Here is a 17,315-nt window from a genome sequence, read left to right as displayed (position 1 = left end):
CGATTTACTGCGCGACCGGCACCAGCTTGAAGTCGACCGGGCTGCCGAGCGCCACCTTCTGCGGATTCGGGCCGAGCTGCCCCGTTTCGACATCGCGGCTGAACACGTAGAACGTGTCGCTGTCCTGGTTGCCGACGATCAGCCACTTGCCGGTCGGATCGATCAGGAATTCGCGCGGCGTCTTGCCGAGGCTCGACTGGCGGCCGACGGTCTTCAGCCGGCCGTCGGCCTTGTTCACCGCGTAGATCACGATGTCGTTCACGTCGCCGCGGTTGCTCGCGTACAGGAAGCGGCCGTCCGGCGACAGGTGGAGCGCGCCGCCGCCGACCTTGCCCTTGAAGCCCGGCACCGTCATCGGCAGCGTCTCGAGCGGCGTCAGCTTGCCGTCGTGGTAACCGAACACCTCGACCGAGGCGTTGAGTTCGCTCGTCACGTACGCGAACCGGCCGTCGGCGCTGAACACCAGGTGACGCGGGCCGGAGCCGGCCTTCACGGGCGTGTAGCGCGTGTCGGTCGGGCTGATCAGCCCGCGGCTGCCGTCCACCGTGTAGCGGTAGCCGTAGAGCTTGTCCGCGCCGAGATCCTGCACGAACAGGTAGCGGCCATCCGGGGAGAACACCGTCGAGTGCACGTGCGCGCCGTCCTGGCGCCCCTTCACGGGCCCCGTGCCTTCGTGATGCGCCGTCAGCACGGCCGGGCCGACCGCGCCGCCGTCGCGGACCGGGAACACCGCGAAGCTGCCGCCCGGATCGGCCGCGACCGAGTAGTTGGCCGTGACAAGGTACTTGCCGTCCGGCGACAGCGCGAGATAGCAAGGATCGTTCCCTTCCGACGATACGCGGTCGATGAACGTGAGCGTGCCCGTCTTCGGATCGAAGCCGAACGCGCTGACGCCGCCGCGCTGCGCCGCCGGCCCATTGTCGCCGGGCAGTTCGTTGACCGCATAGACGGTGCGACCGTCGCGGCTCGGCAACAGATAGGACGGGTTCACGGTCTTCGCCGACGACACGGGCGCGACGCTGCCCGTTTTCGTATCGAAGCGGTACACATAGATCCCGTCGCTGCCGTGCCCCGTATAGGTGCCGACGAGCAGGTTGTAGACGCCGTCGGCCGGTGCCGGCGATTGTTGTGCGAAAGCGTGGGTCGCGGACAGGGAAAGCACGATCGCGAAACCTTTCATCCAGTGAGCGAGCCTAAGCGGGAACCGTCGTGTCGAAGCGCGTGCGTCATGCTCGCGTAAACGGTTGGGCATTGAATCCTCCTTGCATCGAGTCGCTTCAAGTGTTGAGATAGGACGAAACGCCGGCCGTTCATGCGCTCCGCCGCCCGGCCGAGTATACGGGGCGCGACGCCGACGCGTGAAGCCCGGGCGCCGCAGCCTGCATCGTGAACTCGAATAACCCAAGGACCGCTTGCCCATGCCTGCCCTGATCGAAGACTACGCCCTCGTCGGCGACGGCCACACCGCCGCGCTGATCTCGAAAGACGGCTCCGTCGACTGGCTGTGCTGGCCCCGCTTCGATTCGGGCGCCTGTTTCGCGGCGCTGGTCGGCACCCCCGAGCACGGCCGCTGGCTGCTCGCGCCGGCCGCCGACGCCGCGATCACGCACACGACACGCCGCTACCGTGGCGACACGCTGATCCTTGAAACCGATTACGAAAGCGCCGGCGGCGCCGTCACCGTGATCGACTTCATGCCGCCGGGCAATGGCTGGTCGGAACTCGTGCGGATCGTCGTCGGCCGGCGCGGCACGATGAAGATGCGCATGGAGCTGGTGTTGCGCTTCGACTACGGTTTCTCGATTCCGTGGGTCACGCAGCTGTCGCGCGAGGACGGGGTGAAAGCAATCGCCGGTCCGGATACGGTCGTGCTGCGCACGCCGGTCGCGCTCACCGGCAAGAACCTCCATACGCTCGCGGAATTCACGGTGAGCACCGACGAGCGCGTGCCGTTCTCGCTCAGCTACGCGGCATCGCACCTGCGGCTGCCGCCCGCGCGCGATCCGCTGTCGTTGCTCGCACGCGCCGAGAACTACTGGCTCGAATGGTCGGGCCGCTGCCAGGTGCAGGGCCGCTACGCGGCGGCCGTGCGCCGTTCGCTGATCACGCTGAAGGCGCTCGCGTACGAGCCGACCGGCGGCATCGTCGCGGCGCCGACCACGTCGCTGCCCGAGAAGATCGGCGGCAACCGCAACTGGGACTACCGCTACTGCTGGCTGCGCGACGCGACGATCACGCTGCTCGCGCTGATGCGCGGCGGTTACTACGACGAGGCGCGCGCGTGGCGCACGTGGCTCGGCCGCGTGATGGCCGGCTCGCCCGAGCAGATCCAGATCATGTACGGGATCGCGGGCGAGCGCCGGCTGCCGGAAATGGAACTCGACTGGCTGCCCGGCTACCAGGATTCGAAACCGGTGCGCGTGGGCAACGGCGCCGCGAACCAGCTCCAGCTCGACGTGTTCGGCGAAGTGATGGCCGCGCTGCACCTCGCGCGCGTGGGCGGCCTGCAGGCCGACGACACGGTATGGTCCGTGCAGTGCGCGCTGCTCGACCATCTCGAGAAGATCTGGCAGGAGCCCGACGAGGGCATCTGGGAGACGCGCGGCGGCCGCCGTCATTTCACCTTCTCGAAGGTGATGGCGTGGGTCGCGTTCGACCGCGCGATCAAGTCGGCGGAGATGTTCCGGCTGCCCGCGTCGCTCGACCGCTGGCGCGCGCTGCGCGACCGCATCCACGCGGACGTGTGCGACAACGCCTGGCACGAAGGCAAGCAGGCGTTCGCGCAGAGCTACGGCAGCGACGAGCTCGACGCGAGCGTGCTGCTGATGCCGCTGCTCGGCTTCCTGCCGCCGGAAGACCCGCGCATCGTCGGCACGGTCGACGCGGTCGAGCGGGAGTTGCTGCACGACGGGCTCGTGATGCGCTACCGCACGACCGAGTACGACGACGGTTTGCCGCCCGGCGAAGGCACGTTTCTCGCGTGCAGCTTCTGGCTGGTCGACAACTACGCGCTGCTCGGCCGGATCGACGACGCGCACCGGCTGTTCAGCCGGCTGCTCGCGCTGTCCAACGACCTCGGGCTGCTCGCCGAGGAATACGACCCGGTGGAAGGCCGGCTCGTCGGCAATTTCCCGCAGGCGTTCTCGCACGTGGCGCTGGTGCATACCGCGATGAACCTGATGCACCACGAAGAGGCAATGGCGCGCGCGGCGGGCCAGCCCGCGCCGGCCATGGCGACGGGGCGCTGACCGGCGGCGGGGCAAGCTTGGTCAGAGATCGTCAATTCGCAAAACTTTGATGAAAAATCGAGGAAATGTTGCATTGCAACATTCATCGTTGTCCGATATGATCGACTCGATTGTCCGGCCGCACTGCACCATGGCCGGTCGCTGACCCACACGGCACGCCGCGACGCCCCACGCCGCCCAGCACCGTCCCCCAAGCGGGAGTAGTCTGCATGCTTTACCAACTGCACGAATTCCAGCGGGCCATGCTGAGCCCGCTCACGGCCTGGGCCCAGGCCGCTTCCAAGTCGTTCGCCAATCCGTCCAGCCCGTTCTCGCTGGTGCCTGGCGCGACGCGGATGGCCGCCGCCTACGAACTGATGTACCGGCTCGGCAAGGATTACGAGAAGCCCGAATTCAACCTTCATCAGATCGTCAAGGACGGCCACAACATCCCGATCGTCGAGCAGACGATCGTCGAGAAGCCGTTCTGCCGGCTGCTGCGTTTCAAGCGCTATTCGGACGACGCCGACGCCGTCACGCAGCTGAAGGACGAGCCGGTCGTGCTGGTCTGCGCGCCGCTGTCGGGCCACCACTCGACGCTGCTGCGCGACACCGTGCGCACGCTGCTGCAGGATCACAAGGTGTACATCACCGACTGGATCGACGCGCGGATGGTGCCGGTCGAGGTCGGCCCGTTCCACCTGCACGACTACATCGCGTACATCCAGGAATTCATCCGTCACATCGGCGCGCGCAACCTGCACGTGATCTCCGTGTGCCAGCCGACGGTGCCGGTGCTCGCGGCGATCTCGCTGATGGCGAGCCGCGGCGAGGACACGCCGCTCACGATGACGATGATGGGCGGCCCGATCGACGCGCGCCGCAGCCCGACGTCGGTGAACTCGCTCGCGACGCAGCACTCGACCGCGTGGTTCGAGAACAACGTGATCCACACGGTGCCCGCGAACTATCCGGGCGAAGGCCGCCACGTGTATCCGGGCTTCCTGCAGCACACGGGCTTCGTCGCGATGAACCCGGAACGCCACGCGCAATCGCACTGGGACTTCTACCAGAGCCTGCTGCGCGGCGACGAGGACGACGCCGAGGCGCACCGCCGCTTCTACGACGAGTACAACGCGGTGCTCGACATGGCCGCCGAGTACTACCTCGAGACGATCCGCGTCGTGTTCCAGGAATTCCGGCTCGCGGAAGGCACGTGGGATGTCGCAGGCGAGCGCGTGCGTCCGCAGGACATCAAGCACACCGCGCTGATGACGATCGAGGGCGAACTCGACGACATCTCGGGCAGCGGCCAGACGCACGTCGCGCACGAGCTGTGCACGGGCATCCCGCAGGACGACCGCCGCAGCCTGACCGCCGAGAAGTGCGGTCACTACGGGATCTTCTCGGGCCGCCGCTGGCGCACGATCATCTACCCGCAACTGCGCGACTTCATCCGCGAGCATGCGCCGGAACCGAAGAACGGCGCGACGAAGTTGCCCCCCGATGCACAGGACGCGACGACGATCGGCGCCGTGCCTGCCGCCAAGCCGCAGCCTGAAGCGACGGCGCGCACCGTCACCGCGAAGCGCACGCGCGCGAAGGCACCGGCCGCGACGGTCGCGCCCGCCAAGACGGCAATCGCGAAGGCCGCACCGGCCGCGAAGCGCGCGGGCAGCACGCGCGCCAAGCCCGTTCGCGCGCGCAAGGCCGCCTGACGTCCCGCGTTCCGACGCAAAAACGCCGCCGTTGCTTGCGCACGGCGGCGTTTTTCCATCCGGCGGCCGCGGGTGGGCCGCTATCGGCCCATCGGCTCAGCGTCGCAGCAGATACGCGAGCAGCACCTCGGTATTCATCCTGACCATCTCCGCGCGCTCGTCGGCTTCGCTGAAGTCGCGGCCGAGCGTCGCGGCGAGCGTGAAGCGGTTCGACACGATGTAGTAGCCGAGCCCCGACAGCGTCACGTAGAAGTGCAGCGGATCGACGTCGCCGCGGAACAGCCCGGCCTTCTGGCCGCGTATCAGCACGTTGCCGAGCTTCGCGACGATCGGCGACATCATCTCGCGGATCCGCGTCGACTTGTGCAGGTAGCGCGCTTCGTGCAGGTTCTCGTTGTTGATGAGCCGCAGCAGTTCCGGATGGTCGCGGTAGTAGTCCCACACGAAATGCGCGAGCCGCGTGACGGCTTCGACGGGCGCGACGCCATCGAGATCGAGCACGCGCTCGGCCTCGGTCAGCGCGGAGAACGCGTGTTCGAGCACGGCCGTAAACAGCTGCTCCTTGCTGCCGAAGTAGTAATAGAGCATGCGCTCGTTGGTTTCGGCCCGGCGCGCGATCTGATCGACGCGTGCGCCGAACAGCCCTCCACTCGCGAACTCCTCGGCTGCCGCCATCAGGATGCGGCGGCGTGTACCTTCAGGATCTCTTTTGATTTTTGGCTGATTCATGGTGGCGTTTTGCTATGTGAGCCGCGTGATCCGGACCGGCACCCCCACCGCCTCGGCGCCGGCTGCCCTGGAACGGGCGCGCCGCATGCGGCCGCCCTCCTGCTGAGCCCCTGCAAAAAAGCGGTTCGATTATGCGCACAGACGGCCTCCAGCGCAATGCGGGAAATCGGCGATAATCAAGGTTTGGCAAACCTTTCCGGCCGCGCCCGACGCGGCCGAGAGCCATTCGGCGCTGCTGCGCCCGTTGTCACCGTGACCGATTCCAAGACCCTCGCGGATCGCATCGAAGATCTGCTTCCCCAGACGCAATGCACGAAGTGCGGCTATAACGGCTGCCGTCCGTACGCCGACGCGATCGCCGCCAGCAACGCGAACTACAACCAGTGCCCACCCGGCGGCGCCGAAGGCATCGCACGCCTCGCGAACCTGCTCGGCAAGCCCGTGATCCCGCTGAACCCCGTCAACGGCACCGAGCATCCGCGCGCCGTCGCGTTCATCGACGAAAGCCTGTGCATCGGCTGCACGCTGTGCATGCAGGCGTGCCCGGTCGATGCGATCGCCGGCGCGCCGAAACAGATGCACACGATCATCGAATCGCTGTGCACGGGCTGCGACCTGTGCGTGCCGCCCTGCCCGGTCGACTGCATCGCGATGGTCCCCGTGACCGGCGAGCGCACCGGCTGGGACGCGTGGTCGCAGGAACAGGCGGACGCCGCGCGCGAACGCCACGACCGCCGGCTCGCGCGCCAGCGCCGCGAACGCGAGGCCGCGGAAGCGCGCGCCGCCGCCCGCCGCGCGGCCAGCGCCAGCGCCGGCGCGGCCAAGGCGGCGCCGGCCGCGGGAGAGCCCGGCACGCAGCCGGGCACGCCGGGCGCCGCCCCGGCCGACGACGCCGACGCGAAGAAACGCGCGATCATCGCCGCCGCGCTCGAACGCGCACGCAAGAAGAAGGACGAACTCTCCGAGCAAGGCGCCGGGCCGAAGAACACCGAAGGCGTGAGCGCGGCCGTGCAGGCGCAGATCGACGCGGCCGAAGCCCGCCGCAAGCGGCTCGCCGAACAGCAGGCGCAGCGCGATGCCGAGGCCGCGGCGGCCGGTGACGACAGCGACGATCCAGACAACAACGCCGACCGGAACGGCCCGTGCGCGCCGCCCGACAAGAACCGTCCATGAACGCCACCAAACGACGCGCGATCTACGAAACGCTGCAAAGCCTCAATCCGCACCCGACCACCGAGCTCGAATACACGACGCCGTTCGAGTTGCTGATCGCGGTGATGCTGTCCGCGCAGGCGACCGACGTGTCGGTCAACAAGGCGATGCGGAAGATGTTTCCGGTCGCGAACACCCCGCGACAAATCGTCGCGCTCGGCGAGGAAGGCGTCGCCGACTACATCAAGACGATCGGCCTGTACCGCACCAAGGCGAAGAACGTGATCGCGACGTGCAACCTCCTGCTCGCGCGCTACGACGGCGAGGTGCCGGCCGATCGCGAAGCGCTCGAGAGCCTGCCGGGCGTCGGCCGCAAGACCGCGAACGTCGTGCTGAACACCGCGTTCGGCCAGCCGACGATCGCGGTCGACACGCACATCTTCCGCGTCGCGAACCGCACGGGACTCGCGCCGGGCAAGGACGTGCGGGCCGTCGAGGCCGCACTCGAGAAGTTCACGCCGAAGGAATTCCTGCAGGATGCGCATCACTGGCTGATCCTGCACGGACGCTACGTGTGCAAGGCGCGCAAGCCCGAATGCTGGCACTGCGCGATCGAGCCGCTGTGCGAATTCCGGCCGAAAACGCCGCCGCCGAACGAGTGAGCGCCGGCTGCGGCTGACGCACCGCACGCGGCCGACCGAACCGGGCGCGGTACCGCCCATGGGCGCCATTGCGGCGCCGGCGGCTTTCCCCTTCCCTGCTATGCGTTGGACGTCGCCGTCGCGTCGTCGGCCGCCGCGCCGCCCGCGCGCACGAGCGCCAGCACGGCCGCGAGGATCGCGACGCCGCCAGCCCACTGCAGCGGCGACAGCGCCTCGCCGAACAGCAGCGCCGCGAGCGCGACCGTCACGACCGGTTCGAGCGTCGACAGCATCGACGTGCGCGCGGCCCCGAGCCGCTCGAGCCCGGCGAAGAACGCGAGCATCGCGGCGACCGTCGACACCAGCGCGATCGCGAGCATCGACGCCCAGCCGGCGGCCGTTGCCGGCCAGCGCGGCGGCGCGCCGAACGCCGCGGTTCGCACGACTGCGATCGCCACGAGCGTCGCGGTTGCCGACAGGCAGATGATCGCGGTGGTGGCGAGCGGATCGACGCCGCGCGTCGCCTTCGTGCCGCCGACGATGTACAGCGAATAGATCACCGCCGCGGCCAGCGCGAGCGCGATGCCGAGCGGCTCGCCGTGGCCGCCGCCGACCATCAGCGCGGAGCCGGCGACACAGAGCACGAGCGCGACCGCCTTCGCGCGCGTGAGGCGCTCGCCGAGCCACCACGCGGCCAGCAGCGTGACGAAGGCCGGATACAGGTACAGCAGCAGTGCGACGAGGCTCGCCTGCGCATGCTGGAGCGCGCTGAAATAGCAGAACGACTGCCCGACGTAGCCGAGCGCGCCCATCGCCACGAGCGGCGCGAGCGTGCGGCCGCGCGGCCATGCGACGCGGCGGTGCCGGGCGATCGCGGCGAGGATCGCGCCGCCGATCGCGAAACGCACGATCAGCAGCCCGAGCACGTCGACGCCGGCCGCATACGCATAACGGCCGAAGATCGCCATCGCGCCGAATGCGGCGGCGGACAGCGCGACATAGAGCGCGCCCTGCAGCGCGGCGGACGATGAGCGGGAGGTGGCGGACATGATGAACGGTGCGAGCGCGACGACGGGAATCGTCGGAGTGTAGCGGCGCGCCGGCCGGCAGCCTAGCCCCGCGCTTACCCGTTGCGTTGCGCCGCGGCCGCGGCGGCTGGCGCCGGCCGGCGCGGCCCGCGGTGCGCCACGGGGCCTGCCCCGCTCGCGCGCCACCCGCCGCCAGCACCGTGCGCCGACCCGGCGTACAATGCGCGACGCGGCATGACGCCGCCCGAATCACGACGTTTCCCCACCATGTTCAATCCGAGTCGCGACGAAGTCCGTCGCTTTTTCACCGAGACCTGGCGCAAGCAGCGCGCCGGCGAGATCCTGACGCCGCTGGAAGCGATGGCAGCCGACTGGATCGTCGAGCACCCCGAATACCACGACGACCTCGCGGACGCCGACGGCGCCGCCGCGCGCGACTACACGCCCGAGGAAGGCCGCACGAACCCGTTCCTGCACCTGTCGATGCACCTCGCGATCAGCGAGCAGCTGTCGATCGACCAGCCGCCCGGCATCCGCGCCGCGCACGACAAGCTGGCCGCGAAGCTCGACTCGGCCCACGAGGCGCAGCACATGATCATGGAGTGCCTCGGCGAGACGATCTGGGAAGCGCAGCGCACCGGCACACCGCCCGATACGGACGCGTACCTGCAGCGCATCCTGCGCCGCGCGTCGCGCGACTGAGCGGCGCGGGCAAAAAAATACCCCGCCGCGGCGGGGTATGCTTGCTGCACGGACCGGGAAGGCCGGGCGCGCTTACTTCTTGAAGACGAGATCGGTCTCTTTCAGCGACTCGATGTAGGCCGCGATGTCCTTCATGTCGCTGACCGACAGGTTCTGGACCTGCGCCTGCATGATCGCGTTGTTGCGACCGAGCAGCGGGTTCGTCAGCCCCATCTGGTACTGGCGCATCGCCCACACGAGGTAGTCGGCGTGCTGGCCCGCGAGGCGCGGATACTCGGCGTTGATCGGCTTGTTCAGCTGCGCGCCGTGGCAGGCCGCGCAGTTGTGCGACTCGACCAGCTCCTTGCCCTTCGTGGTGTCCGCCGCATGCGCGGTACCGATCGCGAGGCCGGCCGCCAGTGCAACCGCCGCCGTCTTGAATGCGTTGTTCATGAATGCTCCTGTCCCGCCGGTCAGATCGGCGGCGCGCGCTTTACTTGTAGGGATTGTCCTTCGTGTCGGCCTTCTGGGCGGCGTAGTAGGCCGCCAGATCCGCGATGTCCTGGTCCGTCAGCGAACCGGCGATCGCGTTCATCGACGGGAAGTGACGATCCTTCTTGCGGTAGGCCTTCAGCGCGTTCTCGAGGTATTGCTGGTTCTGGCCGCCGATGACGGGCACCCGGTAGACCTCCGGGTACGCCGCGCGGTAATCCTGGATGCCGTGGCAACCGATGCACATGGCGGCCTTGCCTGCCCCGTCCTTCGGGTTGCCGACCACACCGGCCGCCTGCGCGCTGCCCGCGAGCGCCACGAGCGCTGCGACAACGACGTGTTTGCCGACGAATTTGTTCATAGCTCTTGTAACCTAGCTTGAGGGGAAACTGGCGCCGAAGCGGCAACGGCCCGCGCCGTTTTGCTGATCGGATCGCCACGCAGGCCAAAAAAAACGGCCAGATTGTACCGCGTCGGCGGGGAACGCGTCCATATGGCGCCCCGGCCCGCCCCGCCGCAGCCCCGCAACGATACGCGGCCCCGGCCCAACCGGACAGCCCTTCTGACTTATACTGGGTTTTTTTGCGATCAGGAAAGAGCGCCGCCATGCGTTTCGATGGATCCTCGCACTACGTCGCCACCGACGACCTGAAGCTCGCGGTCAACGCCGCGCTGACCCTGCAACGCCCGCTGCTGATCAAGGGCGAGCCCGGCACCGGCAAGACCATGCTCGCCGAGGAAGTGGCCGCCGCGCTCGACATGCCGCTGCTGCAATGGCACATCAAGTCGACGACCAAGGCGCAGCAGGGCCTCTACGAATACGACGCGGTATCGCGGCTGCGCGACTCGCAGCTCGGCGACGCGCGCGTGAAGGACATCTCGAACTACATCGTGAAGGGCGTGCTGTGGCAGGCGTTCGACGCCGAGCACCCGAGCGTGCTGCTGATCGACGAGATCGACAAGGCCGACATCGAATTCCCGAACGACCTGCTGCGCGAGCTCGACCGGATGGAATTCCACGTGTACGAGACGCGCGAGACGGTGCGCGCGAAGCACCGCCCGCTCGTCATCATCACGTCGAACAACGAGAAGGAGCTGCCCGACGCGTTCCTGCGCCGCTGCTTCTTCCACTACATCCAGTTTCCCGACGCGTCGACGATGCAGAAGATCGTCGCGGTCCACTTCCCGAACATCCGCGAGGAACTGCTGCACGCGGCGCTCCAGGGTTTCTTCGAGTTGCGCGGCGTGTCGGGGCTGAAGAAGAAGCCGTCGACGTCCGAGCTGCTCGACTGGCTGAAGCTGCTGCTCGCCGAGAACATCCCGGCCGACGCGCTGCGCGGCGCCGACGCGAAGCAGATCGTGCCGCCGCTCGCGGGCGCGCTGCTGAAGAACGAGCAGGACCTGAGCCTGCTCGAGCGGCTCGTCTACATGAACCGGCACAGCCGGTAACCCCCCGCGAAGGCCCGGCCATGCTGCTCAATTTCTTCTACGCGCTGCGCGCAGCCAGGCTGCCCGTCTCGGTGAAGGAATACCTGACGCTGCTCGAATCGCTGAGGGCCGGGCTGATCTCGCCGTCGATCGACGCGTTCTACTTCCTCGCACGCATGACGCTCGTCAAGGACGAGCAGTATTTCGACAAGTTCGACCAGGCGTTCGGCGCGTATTTCCACGGCGTGTCCGCGCTGCCGTCCGACGCGTTCGACCTTCCGCTCGACTGGCTCGAGAAGCGTCTCGAGCGCGAGCTGTCGCCGGAGGAAAAGGCGCAGATCGAGGCGATGGGCGGCCTCGACAAGCTGATGGAGCGCCTGAAGGCACTGCTCGACGAGCAGAAGGAACGCCACGAAGGCGGCAACAAGTGGATCGGCACCGGCGGCACGTCGCCGTTCGGGCACGGCGGCTACAACCCCGAGGGCATGCGCATCGGCGGCCCGTCGAACGGCAACCGCACCGCGGTCAAGGTGTGGGAGGCGCGCGCGTACCGCGACTACGACGACTCGGTCGAGATCGGCACGCGCAACATCAAGGTCGCGTTGCGGCGCCTGCGCCGCTTCGCGCGCGAAGGCGCGGCCGAGGAACTCGACCTGCCCGGCACGATCCGCAGCACGGCCGCGAACGCCGGCTGGCTCGACCTGCGGATGGTGCCCGAGCGCCACAACAACGTGAAGGTGCTGATGCTGCTCGACGTCGGCGGCTCGATGGACGACCACATCAAGCGCACCGAGGAACTGTTCTCGGCCGCGAAGGCCGAGTTCAAGCACCTGGAGTTCTACTACTTCCACAATTGCGTGTACGACCACCTGTGGAAGAACAACCGCCGCCGTCACTCGGAGCGCACCGCGACGTGGGACGTGCTGCACAAGTTCACGCCCGACTACAAGCTGATCTTCGTCGGCGACGCGACGATGAGCCCGTACGAAGTGCTGCAGCCCGGCGGCTCGGTCGAATACAACAACCCGGAAGCCGGCGCCGTCTGGCTGCGCCGCCTCGCCGACCAGTTCCCCCACCATGCATGGCTGAACCCCGAGCCCGAGCGGCTATGGGAATACCGGCAATCGGTCGCGGTGATCCGCGACCTGCTCGGCCAGCGCATGTATCCGCTCACGCTCGCGGGCCTCGAAACCGCGATGCGCGCACTCAGCAAGTAACGCACCCACCCTGCAGACACGAAGGCCGCGTCCGCGCGGCCTCCCCCCGGAGATAGCATGAACCCTTCGCCCACCGCGAGCGCTGGCGGCGCCGGCGGCCGCCGCTTTTTCACCGATACGTCCGTCTCCGCGCTCGTCGCCGGCTTCGTCGCGATGATGACGGGCTACACGAGCTCGCTCGTGCTGATGTTCCAGGCCGGCCGCGCCGCGCACCTGACCGACGCGCAGATCTCGTCGTGGATCTGGGCACTGTCGATCGGCATGGCCTTGACGACGATCGGCCTGTCGCTGCGCTTTCGTGCACCCGTCGTGGTCGCGTGGTCGACGCCCGGCGCCGCGCTGCTGATCGCGTCGCTGCCCGGCGTGCCGTATCCGGAGGCGATCGGCGCGTTCGTCGTGTGCGCGCTGCTGCTGACCGCGGTCGGCGTGAGCGGGCTGTTCGACACGCTGATGCGGCGCATTCCGGCCGGCATCGCGGCCGCCTTGCTCGCGGGCATCCTGTTCGAGATCGGCATCGAGATCTTCCGCGCCGCGCAGTTCCAGACCGCGCTCGTGCTCGCGATGTTCTTCACCTACCTGATCGTCAAGCGGCTCGCGCCGCGCTATGCGATCGTCACGACGCTGATCGTCGGCACCGCGGTGGCCGGCGGCCTCGGCCTGCTCGACTTCAGCCGCTTCCACATCTCGCTCGCGCAACCGGTGTTCACGATGCCCGCGCTCTCGATCGCATCGATCGTCAGCATCGGCATCCCGCTGTTCGTCGTCGCGATGGCGTCGCAGAACGTGCCGGGCATCGCGGTGCTGCGCGCGGACGGCTACCCGACACCGTCATCGCCGCTGATCGCGACCACCGGCCTCGCCTCGCTGCTGCTCGCGCCGTTCGGCTCGCACGGCGTGAATCTCGCGGCGATCACCGCGGCGATCTGCACGGGCCCCGAAGCGCACGAGGATCACGCGAAGCGCTACACGGCCGCCGTGTGGTGCGGCGTGTTCTACCTGATCGCCGGGATCTTCGGCGCGACGATCGCCGCGCTGTTCGCTGCGCTGCCGAAGGCGCTCGTCGTGTCGGTCGCCGCGCTCGCACTGTTCGGCTCGATCATGAGCGGGCTCGCGAACGCGATGCAGGACGTGAAGCAGCGCGAAGCCGCGCTCGTCACGTTCATGGTCACCGCGTCGGGCCTCACGCTGCTGTCGATCGGCTCGGCGTTCTGGGGACTCGTCGCGGGGATCGTCACGCAGGTGATCCTGAACGCGCGGCGCCCCGCGTAGCGCCGTGTGACGGGGAGCGCACTGCAAACGGCACGCCAAAACGTGCGCGACGCGAATCGGGCCTAAAATAGCCGCTCGGAGGCGGTGCCCGGCGCCGCCTCGCTTCGCTGCCGCGCTCGCGCGGCCCGTGAGAACCCCGGCGCCCCGCGCCCTCCTCCCGAATCGCCATGACTACCGCACTCGACCAGCTGAAGCAGTACACGACCGTCGTCGCCGACACGGGCGATTTCCAGCAGCTTGCGCAATACAAGCCGCAGGATGCGACCACGAACCCGTCGCTGATCCTGAAGGCCGTCCAGAAGGACGCTTACAAGCCGATCCTCGAGAAAACCGTCCGCGATCACCGCAACGAACCCACCGATTTCATCATCGACCGCCTGCTGATCGCATTCGGCACCGAGATCCTGAAGCTGATCCCGGGCCGCGTGTCGACCGAGGTCGATGCGCGCCTGTCGTTCGACGCGACGCGCTCGATCGACAAGGCACACGAACTGATCAAGCTGTACGAAGCCGCCGGCATCGGCCGCGAGCGCATCCTGATCAAGCTCGCGTCGACGTGGGAAGGGATTCGCGCCGCCGAGGTGCTGCAGAAGGAAGGGATCAAGTGCAACATGACCCTGCTTTTCTCGCTGGTTCAGGCCGCCGCGTGCGCGGAAGCCGGCGCGCAACTGATCTCGCCGTTCGTCGGACGCATCTACGACTGGTACAAGAAGCAGGCCGGCGCCGACTGGGATGAAACGAAGAACGGCGGCGCGAACGACCCGGGCGTGCAGTCGGTGCGCCGCATCTACACGTACTACAAGACGTTCGGCTACAACACCGAAGTGATGGGCGCGAGCTTCCGCACGACGAGCCAGATCACCGAGCTCGCGGGCTGCGACCTGCTGACGATCAGCCCCGATTTGCTGCAGACGCTGCAAGACAGCAACGACACGGTCGAGCGCAAGCTGTCGCCGGACGCGCTGCACGACAAGCCGACCGAGCGCGTCGCGATCGACGAGGCTTCGTTCCGCTTCCAGCTGAACGACGAAGCGATGGCGACGGAAAAACTGTCCGAAGGCATCCGCGTGTTCGCCGCCGACGCGGTGAAGCTCGAGAAGCTGATCGACGCGCTGCGCTGAGCCGCACGGCACGTCATCGCGGTCAGTTGAACTGTCAGCAGGCCTGACAACAGCCGTCAGCACGCGCCGCGAACGGCCGCGAACCTCGTGTTCGCGGCCGTTTTTATTTTCATTCCATCGTCAGGCGCGCGCACTACAATCCACGTCACGAGTGCGCCGGCCGCATCCCGGCGTGCTCGTCCCGGTCAATCTTGGCAGTACCCGCGCCGGCACCGACACGCCGGCCCGGTCAACAGGAGACAACGATGCAAGTCCAACCGTATCTGACGTTCTACGGCCGCGCGGAAGAAGCCCTGCAGTTCTATGAAAAGGCGCTCGGCGCGAAGACGATGTTCAAGATGCACTTCAAGGATGCGCCGCCGAATCCCGATCACCCGATGGCACCGGAGATGGCCGACAAGGTAATGCATGCGAGCTTCACGATCGGCGACTCGATGATCATGTGCTCGGACGGCGACTGCAGCCAGCCGGGCGGCGGCACGCACGCCGGCTATTCGCTGTCGCTGAATCCGGCGACGGTCGAGGAAGGCCAGAAGCTGTTCAATGCGCTCGCCGACGGCGGCGAAGTGACGATGCCGTTCGGCAAGACGTTCTGGGCGCTCGGCTTCGGGATGGCGAAGGATCGTTTCGGCGTGCACTGGATGGTCAACGTCGAGGACCTGTCGCAGCGCGAGGATCTCGCGAAACGCGCACAGGGCTGACGCCAGCGACAACGCCCGCCGCTTCGCAGCGGCGGGCGTCGTTGTCGCTTCCCGCACGACGCGCGGCCCGCGGCCGCGCCGTCCGTATCACCCCTCGACGACGTCGAGATAGTCCTCCGGCCGCGTGCGGTCCTCCGCATGCGCCATGCCCATCACGCGCACCAGCACGCTCACCGCCACCGCCACCACCAGGTTCACGACCAGCGACCACACGGCCGCGTAGCCGGGAATCGCGAATCCGAACAGGTGGATCGTGAAGATCGAGCTCGCCAGCTTCAGCGAGACCGCCATCCACGTGCCGCACACGATGCCGGCCGCCCAGCCGATCAGCAGGCCGCGATGGTCGAGCAGCCGCGTGTACAGGCCGAGCACGATCGCGGGCAGCGTCTGGATGATCCAGATCCCGCCTAGCAGCTGCAGCTGGATTGCATAGGTCAGCGGCAGCCCGAGGATGAACGCGACCGCGCCGACCTTCACGATCAGCGAAGTGAGCTTCGCGACGTGCGTCTCCTGGTCGTGCGTCATGTTGCGGTTCACGAACTCGCGGTGGATGTTGCGCGTATAGAGGTTCGCGGCCGCGATCGACATAATCGCCGCCGGCACCAGCGCGCCGATGCCGATCGCCGCGAACGCGACGCCGACGAACCACGACGGGAAATACTCGAGGAACAGCGCGGGCACCGCGAAGTTCGGGCCGAACGCCTTGAAGTACGGCGCGTACTGCGGCATGTCCTTCACGCCCGCCGCGAGCGCCATGTAGCCGAGCAGCGCGAGCAGGCCGAGCACGAACGAGTACGCGGGCAGCATCGCCATGTTGCGGCGGATCGAGTTGCCCGACGACGACGACAGGATCGCCGTGACCGAGTGCGGATACAGGAACAGCGCGAGCGCCGAGCCGATCGCGAGCGTCACGTACGCGCTGTAGCCGTTCAGGCTCGTCGCGTCGGGCGCCTTCAGCAGCAGCTTCGCCGGCGGCACCGACGCGAAGATGTGGCCGAAGCCGCCGAGCTTCGCGGGGATCACGATGACCGCCGCGGCGATCGTGACGTAGATCAGGATGTCCTTCACGATCGCGATCATCGCGGGCGCGCGCAGCCCCGATGTGTACGTGTACGCGGCGAGGATCGCGAACGCGATGATGAGCGGCAGGTCGCCGACGAAGCCCGTCGTGTCGAAACCGAGCGCGCCGATCACCACTTCGATGCCGACGAGCTGCAGCGCGATGTACGGCATCGTCGCGAGGATGCCCGTCACCGCGATCGCGAGCGCGAGCATGCGGCTGCCGTAGCGCGCGTTCACGAAGTCGGCGGCCGTCACGTAGCCGTGGCGCTTCGCGATGCTCCACAGCTTCGGGAACACGATGAACGCGAACGGGTAGATCAGGATCGTGTACGGCAGCGCGAAGAAGCCCATCGCGCCGGCACCGAACACGAGCGCGGGCACCGCGACGAACGTATAGGCCGTGTAGAGGTCGCCGCCGAGCAGGAACCACGTGACGATCGTGCCGAAGCGGCGGCCGCCGAGGCCCCATTCGTCGAGGTGGGCGAGATCGCCGCGCCGCCAGTTCGCGGCCAGGAAACCGATGATCGTGACACCGATGAACAGCAGGACGAAGACGACGGTTGCGCCGAGATTCATCGCGCACCTCCTTGCGGGCCGCTCGCCTTCCACGCGTTCTTGGTCTTGAAATATACAAACGCGGTAATCACCGCGCTGATGAAGACCCAAAGCAGCTGGTACCAGTAGAAAAACGGAAATCCGAACCATTGCGGTTCGATCTTGCTGTACGACGGTACCCACACCATCGCGATCAGCGGCAGCACCAGCAGCCAGAGCCAGCGCTTGGCGGCCCGGTTGGCGTCGGCATCGTGAGCCATGACGTCTCCTCATCTATCCCGGTTATCGATCTTG

17 protein-coding genes are annotated in these 17,315 nt (G+C 67.7%); 10 read left to right on the top strand and 7 right to left on the bottom strand.

The genetic code is table 11. The annotated features are described in order from the left end of the window. Window positions 1-4 precede the first annotated feature (4 nt). Window positions 5-1,252, bottom strand: coding sequence for a lactonase family protein (locus DIE22_RS10555; protein ID WP_124498105.1), 1,248 nt, complete (start codon window positions 1,250-1,252; stop codon window positions 5-7). A 166-nt stretch (window positions 1,253-1,418) separates the two neighbouring features. Between DIE22_RS10555 and DIE22_RS10545 the strand changes: the two genes are divergently transcribed. Then, window positions 1,419-3,248: a glycoside hydrolase family 15 protein gene (locus DIE22_RS10545; RefSeq protein ID WP_124498104.1), complete on the top strand. Its 1,830-nt coding sequence runs from the start codon at window positions 1,419-1,421 to the stop codon at window positions 3,246-3,248. A gap of 209 nt (window positions 3,249-3,457) precedes the next feature. After that, on the top strand, window positions 3,458-4,945 hold the full coding sequence (locus DIE22_RS10540) for a polyhydroxyalkanoate depolymerase (protein WP_124605050.1): 1,488 nt from the start codon (window positions 3,458-3,460) through the stop codon (window positions 4,943-4,945). Window positions 4,946-5,041: 96 nt separating this feature from the next. Here DIE22_RS10540 and DIE22_RS10535 read toward each other — a convergent pair whose 3' ends face one another. Continuing rightward, complete coding sequence (locus DIE22_RS10535) at window positions 5,042-5,674, bottom strand: TetR family transcriptional regulator (RefSeq protein ID WP_124498102.1); 633 nt, start codon at window positions 5,672-5,674, stop codon at window positions 5,042-5,044. A 156-nt stretch (window positions 5,675-5,830) separates the two neighbouring features. Here DIE22_RS10535 and rsxB point away from each other — a divergent pair, with 156 nt between their 5' ends. Then, complete coding sequence (rsxB, locus tag DIE22_RS10530; protein WP_124605049.1) at window positions 5,831-6,847, top strand: electron transport complex subunit RsxB; 1,017 nt, start codon at window positions 5,831-5,833, stop codon at window positions 6,845-6,847. Next, entirely contained in the window at window positions 6,844-7,488 is a 645-nt protein-coding gene (gene nth / locus DIE22_RS10525) for an endonuclease III (RefSeq protein ID WP_124498100.1), read from the top strand. Before rsxB ends, nth begins: the two co-directional genes overlap by 4 nt. Window positions 7,489-7,586: 98 nt before the next feature. Here the strand turns inward: nth and DIE22_RS10520 are convergent, their stop codons facing one another. Beyond that, window positions 7,587-8,516, bottom strand: coding sequence for a DMT family transporter (locus DIE22_RS10520; RefSeq protein WP_124498099.1), 930 nt, complete (start codon window positions 8,514-8,516; stop codon window positions 7,587-7,589). Window positions 8,517-8,729: 213 nt separating this feature from the next. Here DIE22_RS10520 and DIE22_RS10515 point away from each other — a divergent pair, with 213 nt between their 5' ends. Next, window positions 8,730-9,197: a DUF1841 family protein gene (locus tag DIE22_RS10515; protein ID WP_409364632.1), complete on the top strand. Its 468-nt coding sequence runs from the start codon at window positions 8,730-8,732 to the stop codon at window positions 9,195-9,197. Window positions 9,198-9,269: 72 nt separating this feature from the next. Here DIE22_RS10515 and DIE22_RS10510 read toward each other — a convergent pair whose 3' ends face one another. Further along, window positions 9,270-9,629, bottom strand: coding sequence for a c-type cytochrome (locus tag DIE22_RS10510; RefSeq protein WP_011885615.1), 360 nt, complete (start codon window positions 9,627-9,629; stop codon window positions 9,270-9,272). Between the two features lie 40 nt (window positions 9,630-9,669). Then, window positions 9,670-10,029, bottom strand: coding sequence for a c-type cytochrome (locus tag DIE22_RS10505; RefSeq protein WP_124498097.1), 360 nt, complete (start codon window positions 10,027-10,029; stop codon window positions 9,670-9,672). 245 nt (window positions 10,030-10,274) lie between these two features. On the opposite strand from DIE22_RS10505, the gene DIE22_RS10500 reads away from it, so the two are divergent. The 5 genes from DIE22_RS10500 (at window position 10,275) to DIE22_RS10480 (ending at window position 15,404) form a co-directional block, all read left to right on the top strand. Then, the gene (locus DIE22_RS10500) at window positions 10,275-11,117 is read left to right on the top strand and encodes an AAA family ATPase (RefSeq protein ID WP_124498096.1); all 843 of its coding nucleotides are present in this window, start codon (window positions 10,275-10,277) and stop codon (window positions 11,115-11,117) included. 20 nt (window positions 11,118-11,137) lie between these two features. Further along, window positions 11,138-12,313 (top strand): vWA domain-containing protein, encoded by a 1,176-nt coding sequence (locus DIE22_RS10495; RefSeq protein ID WP_124498095.1) that lies wholly within the window; start codon window positions 11,138-11,140, stop codon window positions 12,311-12,313. Window positions 12,314-12,370: 57 nt separating this feature from the next. Further along, window positions 12,371-13,582, top strand: coding sequence for a benzoate/H(+) symporter BenE family transporter (locus DIE22_RS10490; protein ID WP_124498094.1), 1,212 nt, complete (start codon window positions 12,371-12,373; stop codon window positions 13,580-13,582). 167 nt (window positions 13,583-13,749) lie between these two features. Beyond that, window positions 13,750-14,703 (top strand): transaldolase, encoded by a 954-nt coding sequence (gene tal, locus DIE22_RS10485; protein WP_124498093.1) that lies wholly within the window; start codon window positions 13,750-13,752, stop codon window positions 14,701-14,703. 245 nt (window positions 14,704-14,948) lie between these two features. Next, complete coding sequence (locus tag DIE22_RS10480; RefSeq protein WP_124498092.1) at window positions 14,949-15,404, top strand: VOC family protein; 456 nt, start codon at window positions 14,949-14,951, stop codon at window positions 15,402-15,404. A gap of 87 nt (window positions 15,405-15,491) precedes the next feature. Here DIE22_RS10480 and mctP read toward each other — a convergent pair whose 3' ends face one another. Together mctP and DIE22_RS10470 are read right to left on the bottom strand one after the other, a co-directional pair. Next, window positions 15,492-17,042: a monocarboxylate uptake permease MctP gene (gene mctP / locus DIE22_RS10475; RefSeq protein WP_124498091.1), complete on the bottom strand. Its 1,551-nt coding sequence runs from the start codon at window positions 17,040-17,042 to the stop codon at window positions 15,492-15,494. Then, complete coding sequence (locus DIE22_RS10470) at window positions 17,039-17,281, bottom strand: DUF3311 domain-containing protein (protein ID WP_011657556.1); 243 nt, start codon at window positions 17,279-17,281, stop codon at window positions 17,039-17,041. The genes mctP and DIE22_RS10470 overlap by 4 nt, the downstream gene beginning before the upstream one ends. Between the last annotated feature and the right edge of the window lie 34 nt (window positions 17,282-17,315).

This window comes from Burkholderia sp. Bp9142, assembly GCF_003853415.1.
Taxonomy (GTDB): domain Bacteria; phylum Pseudomonadota; class Gammaproteobacteria; order Burkholderiales; family Burkholderiaceae; genus Burkholderia.
Note: the sequence above shows the minus strand (reverse complement) of the source record. Positions and strands in the feature narration are given on the sequence as shown.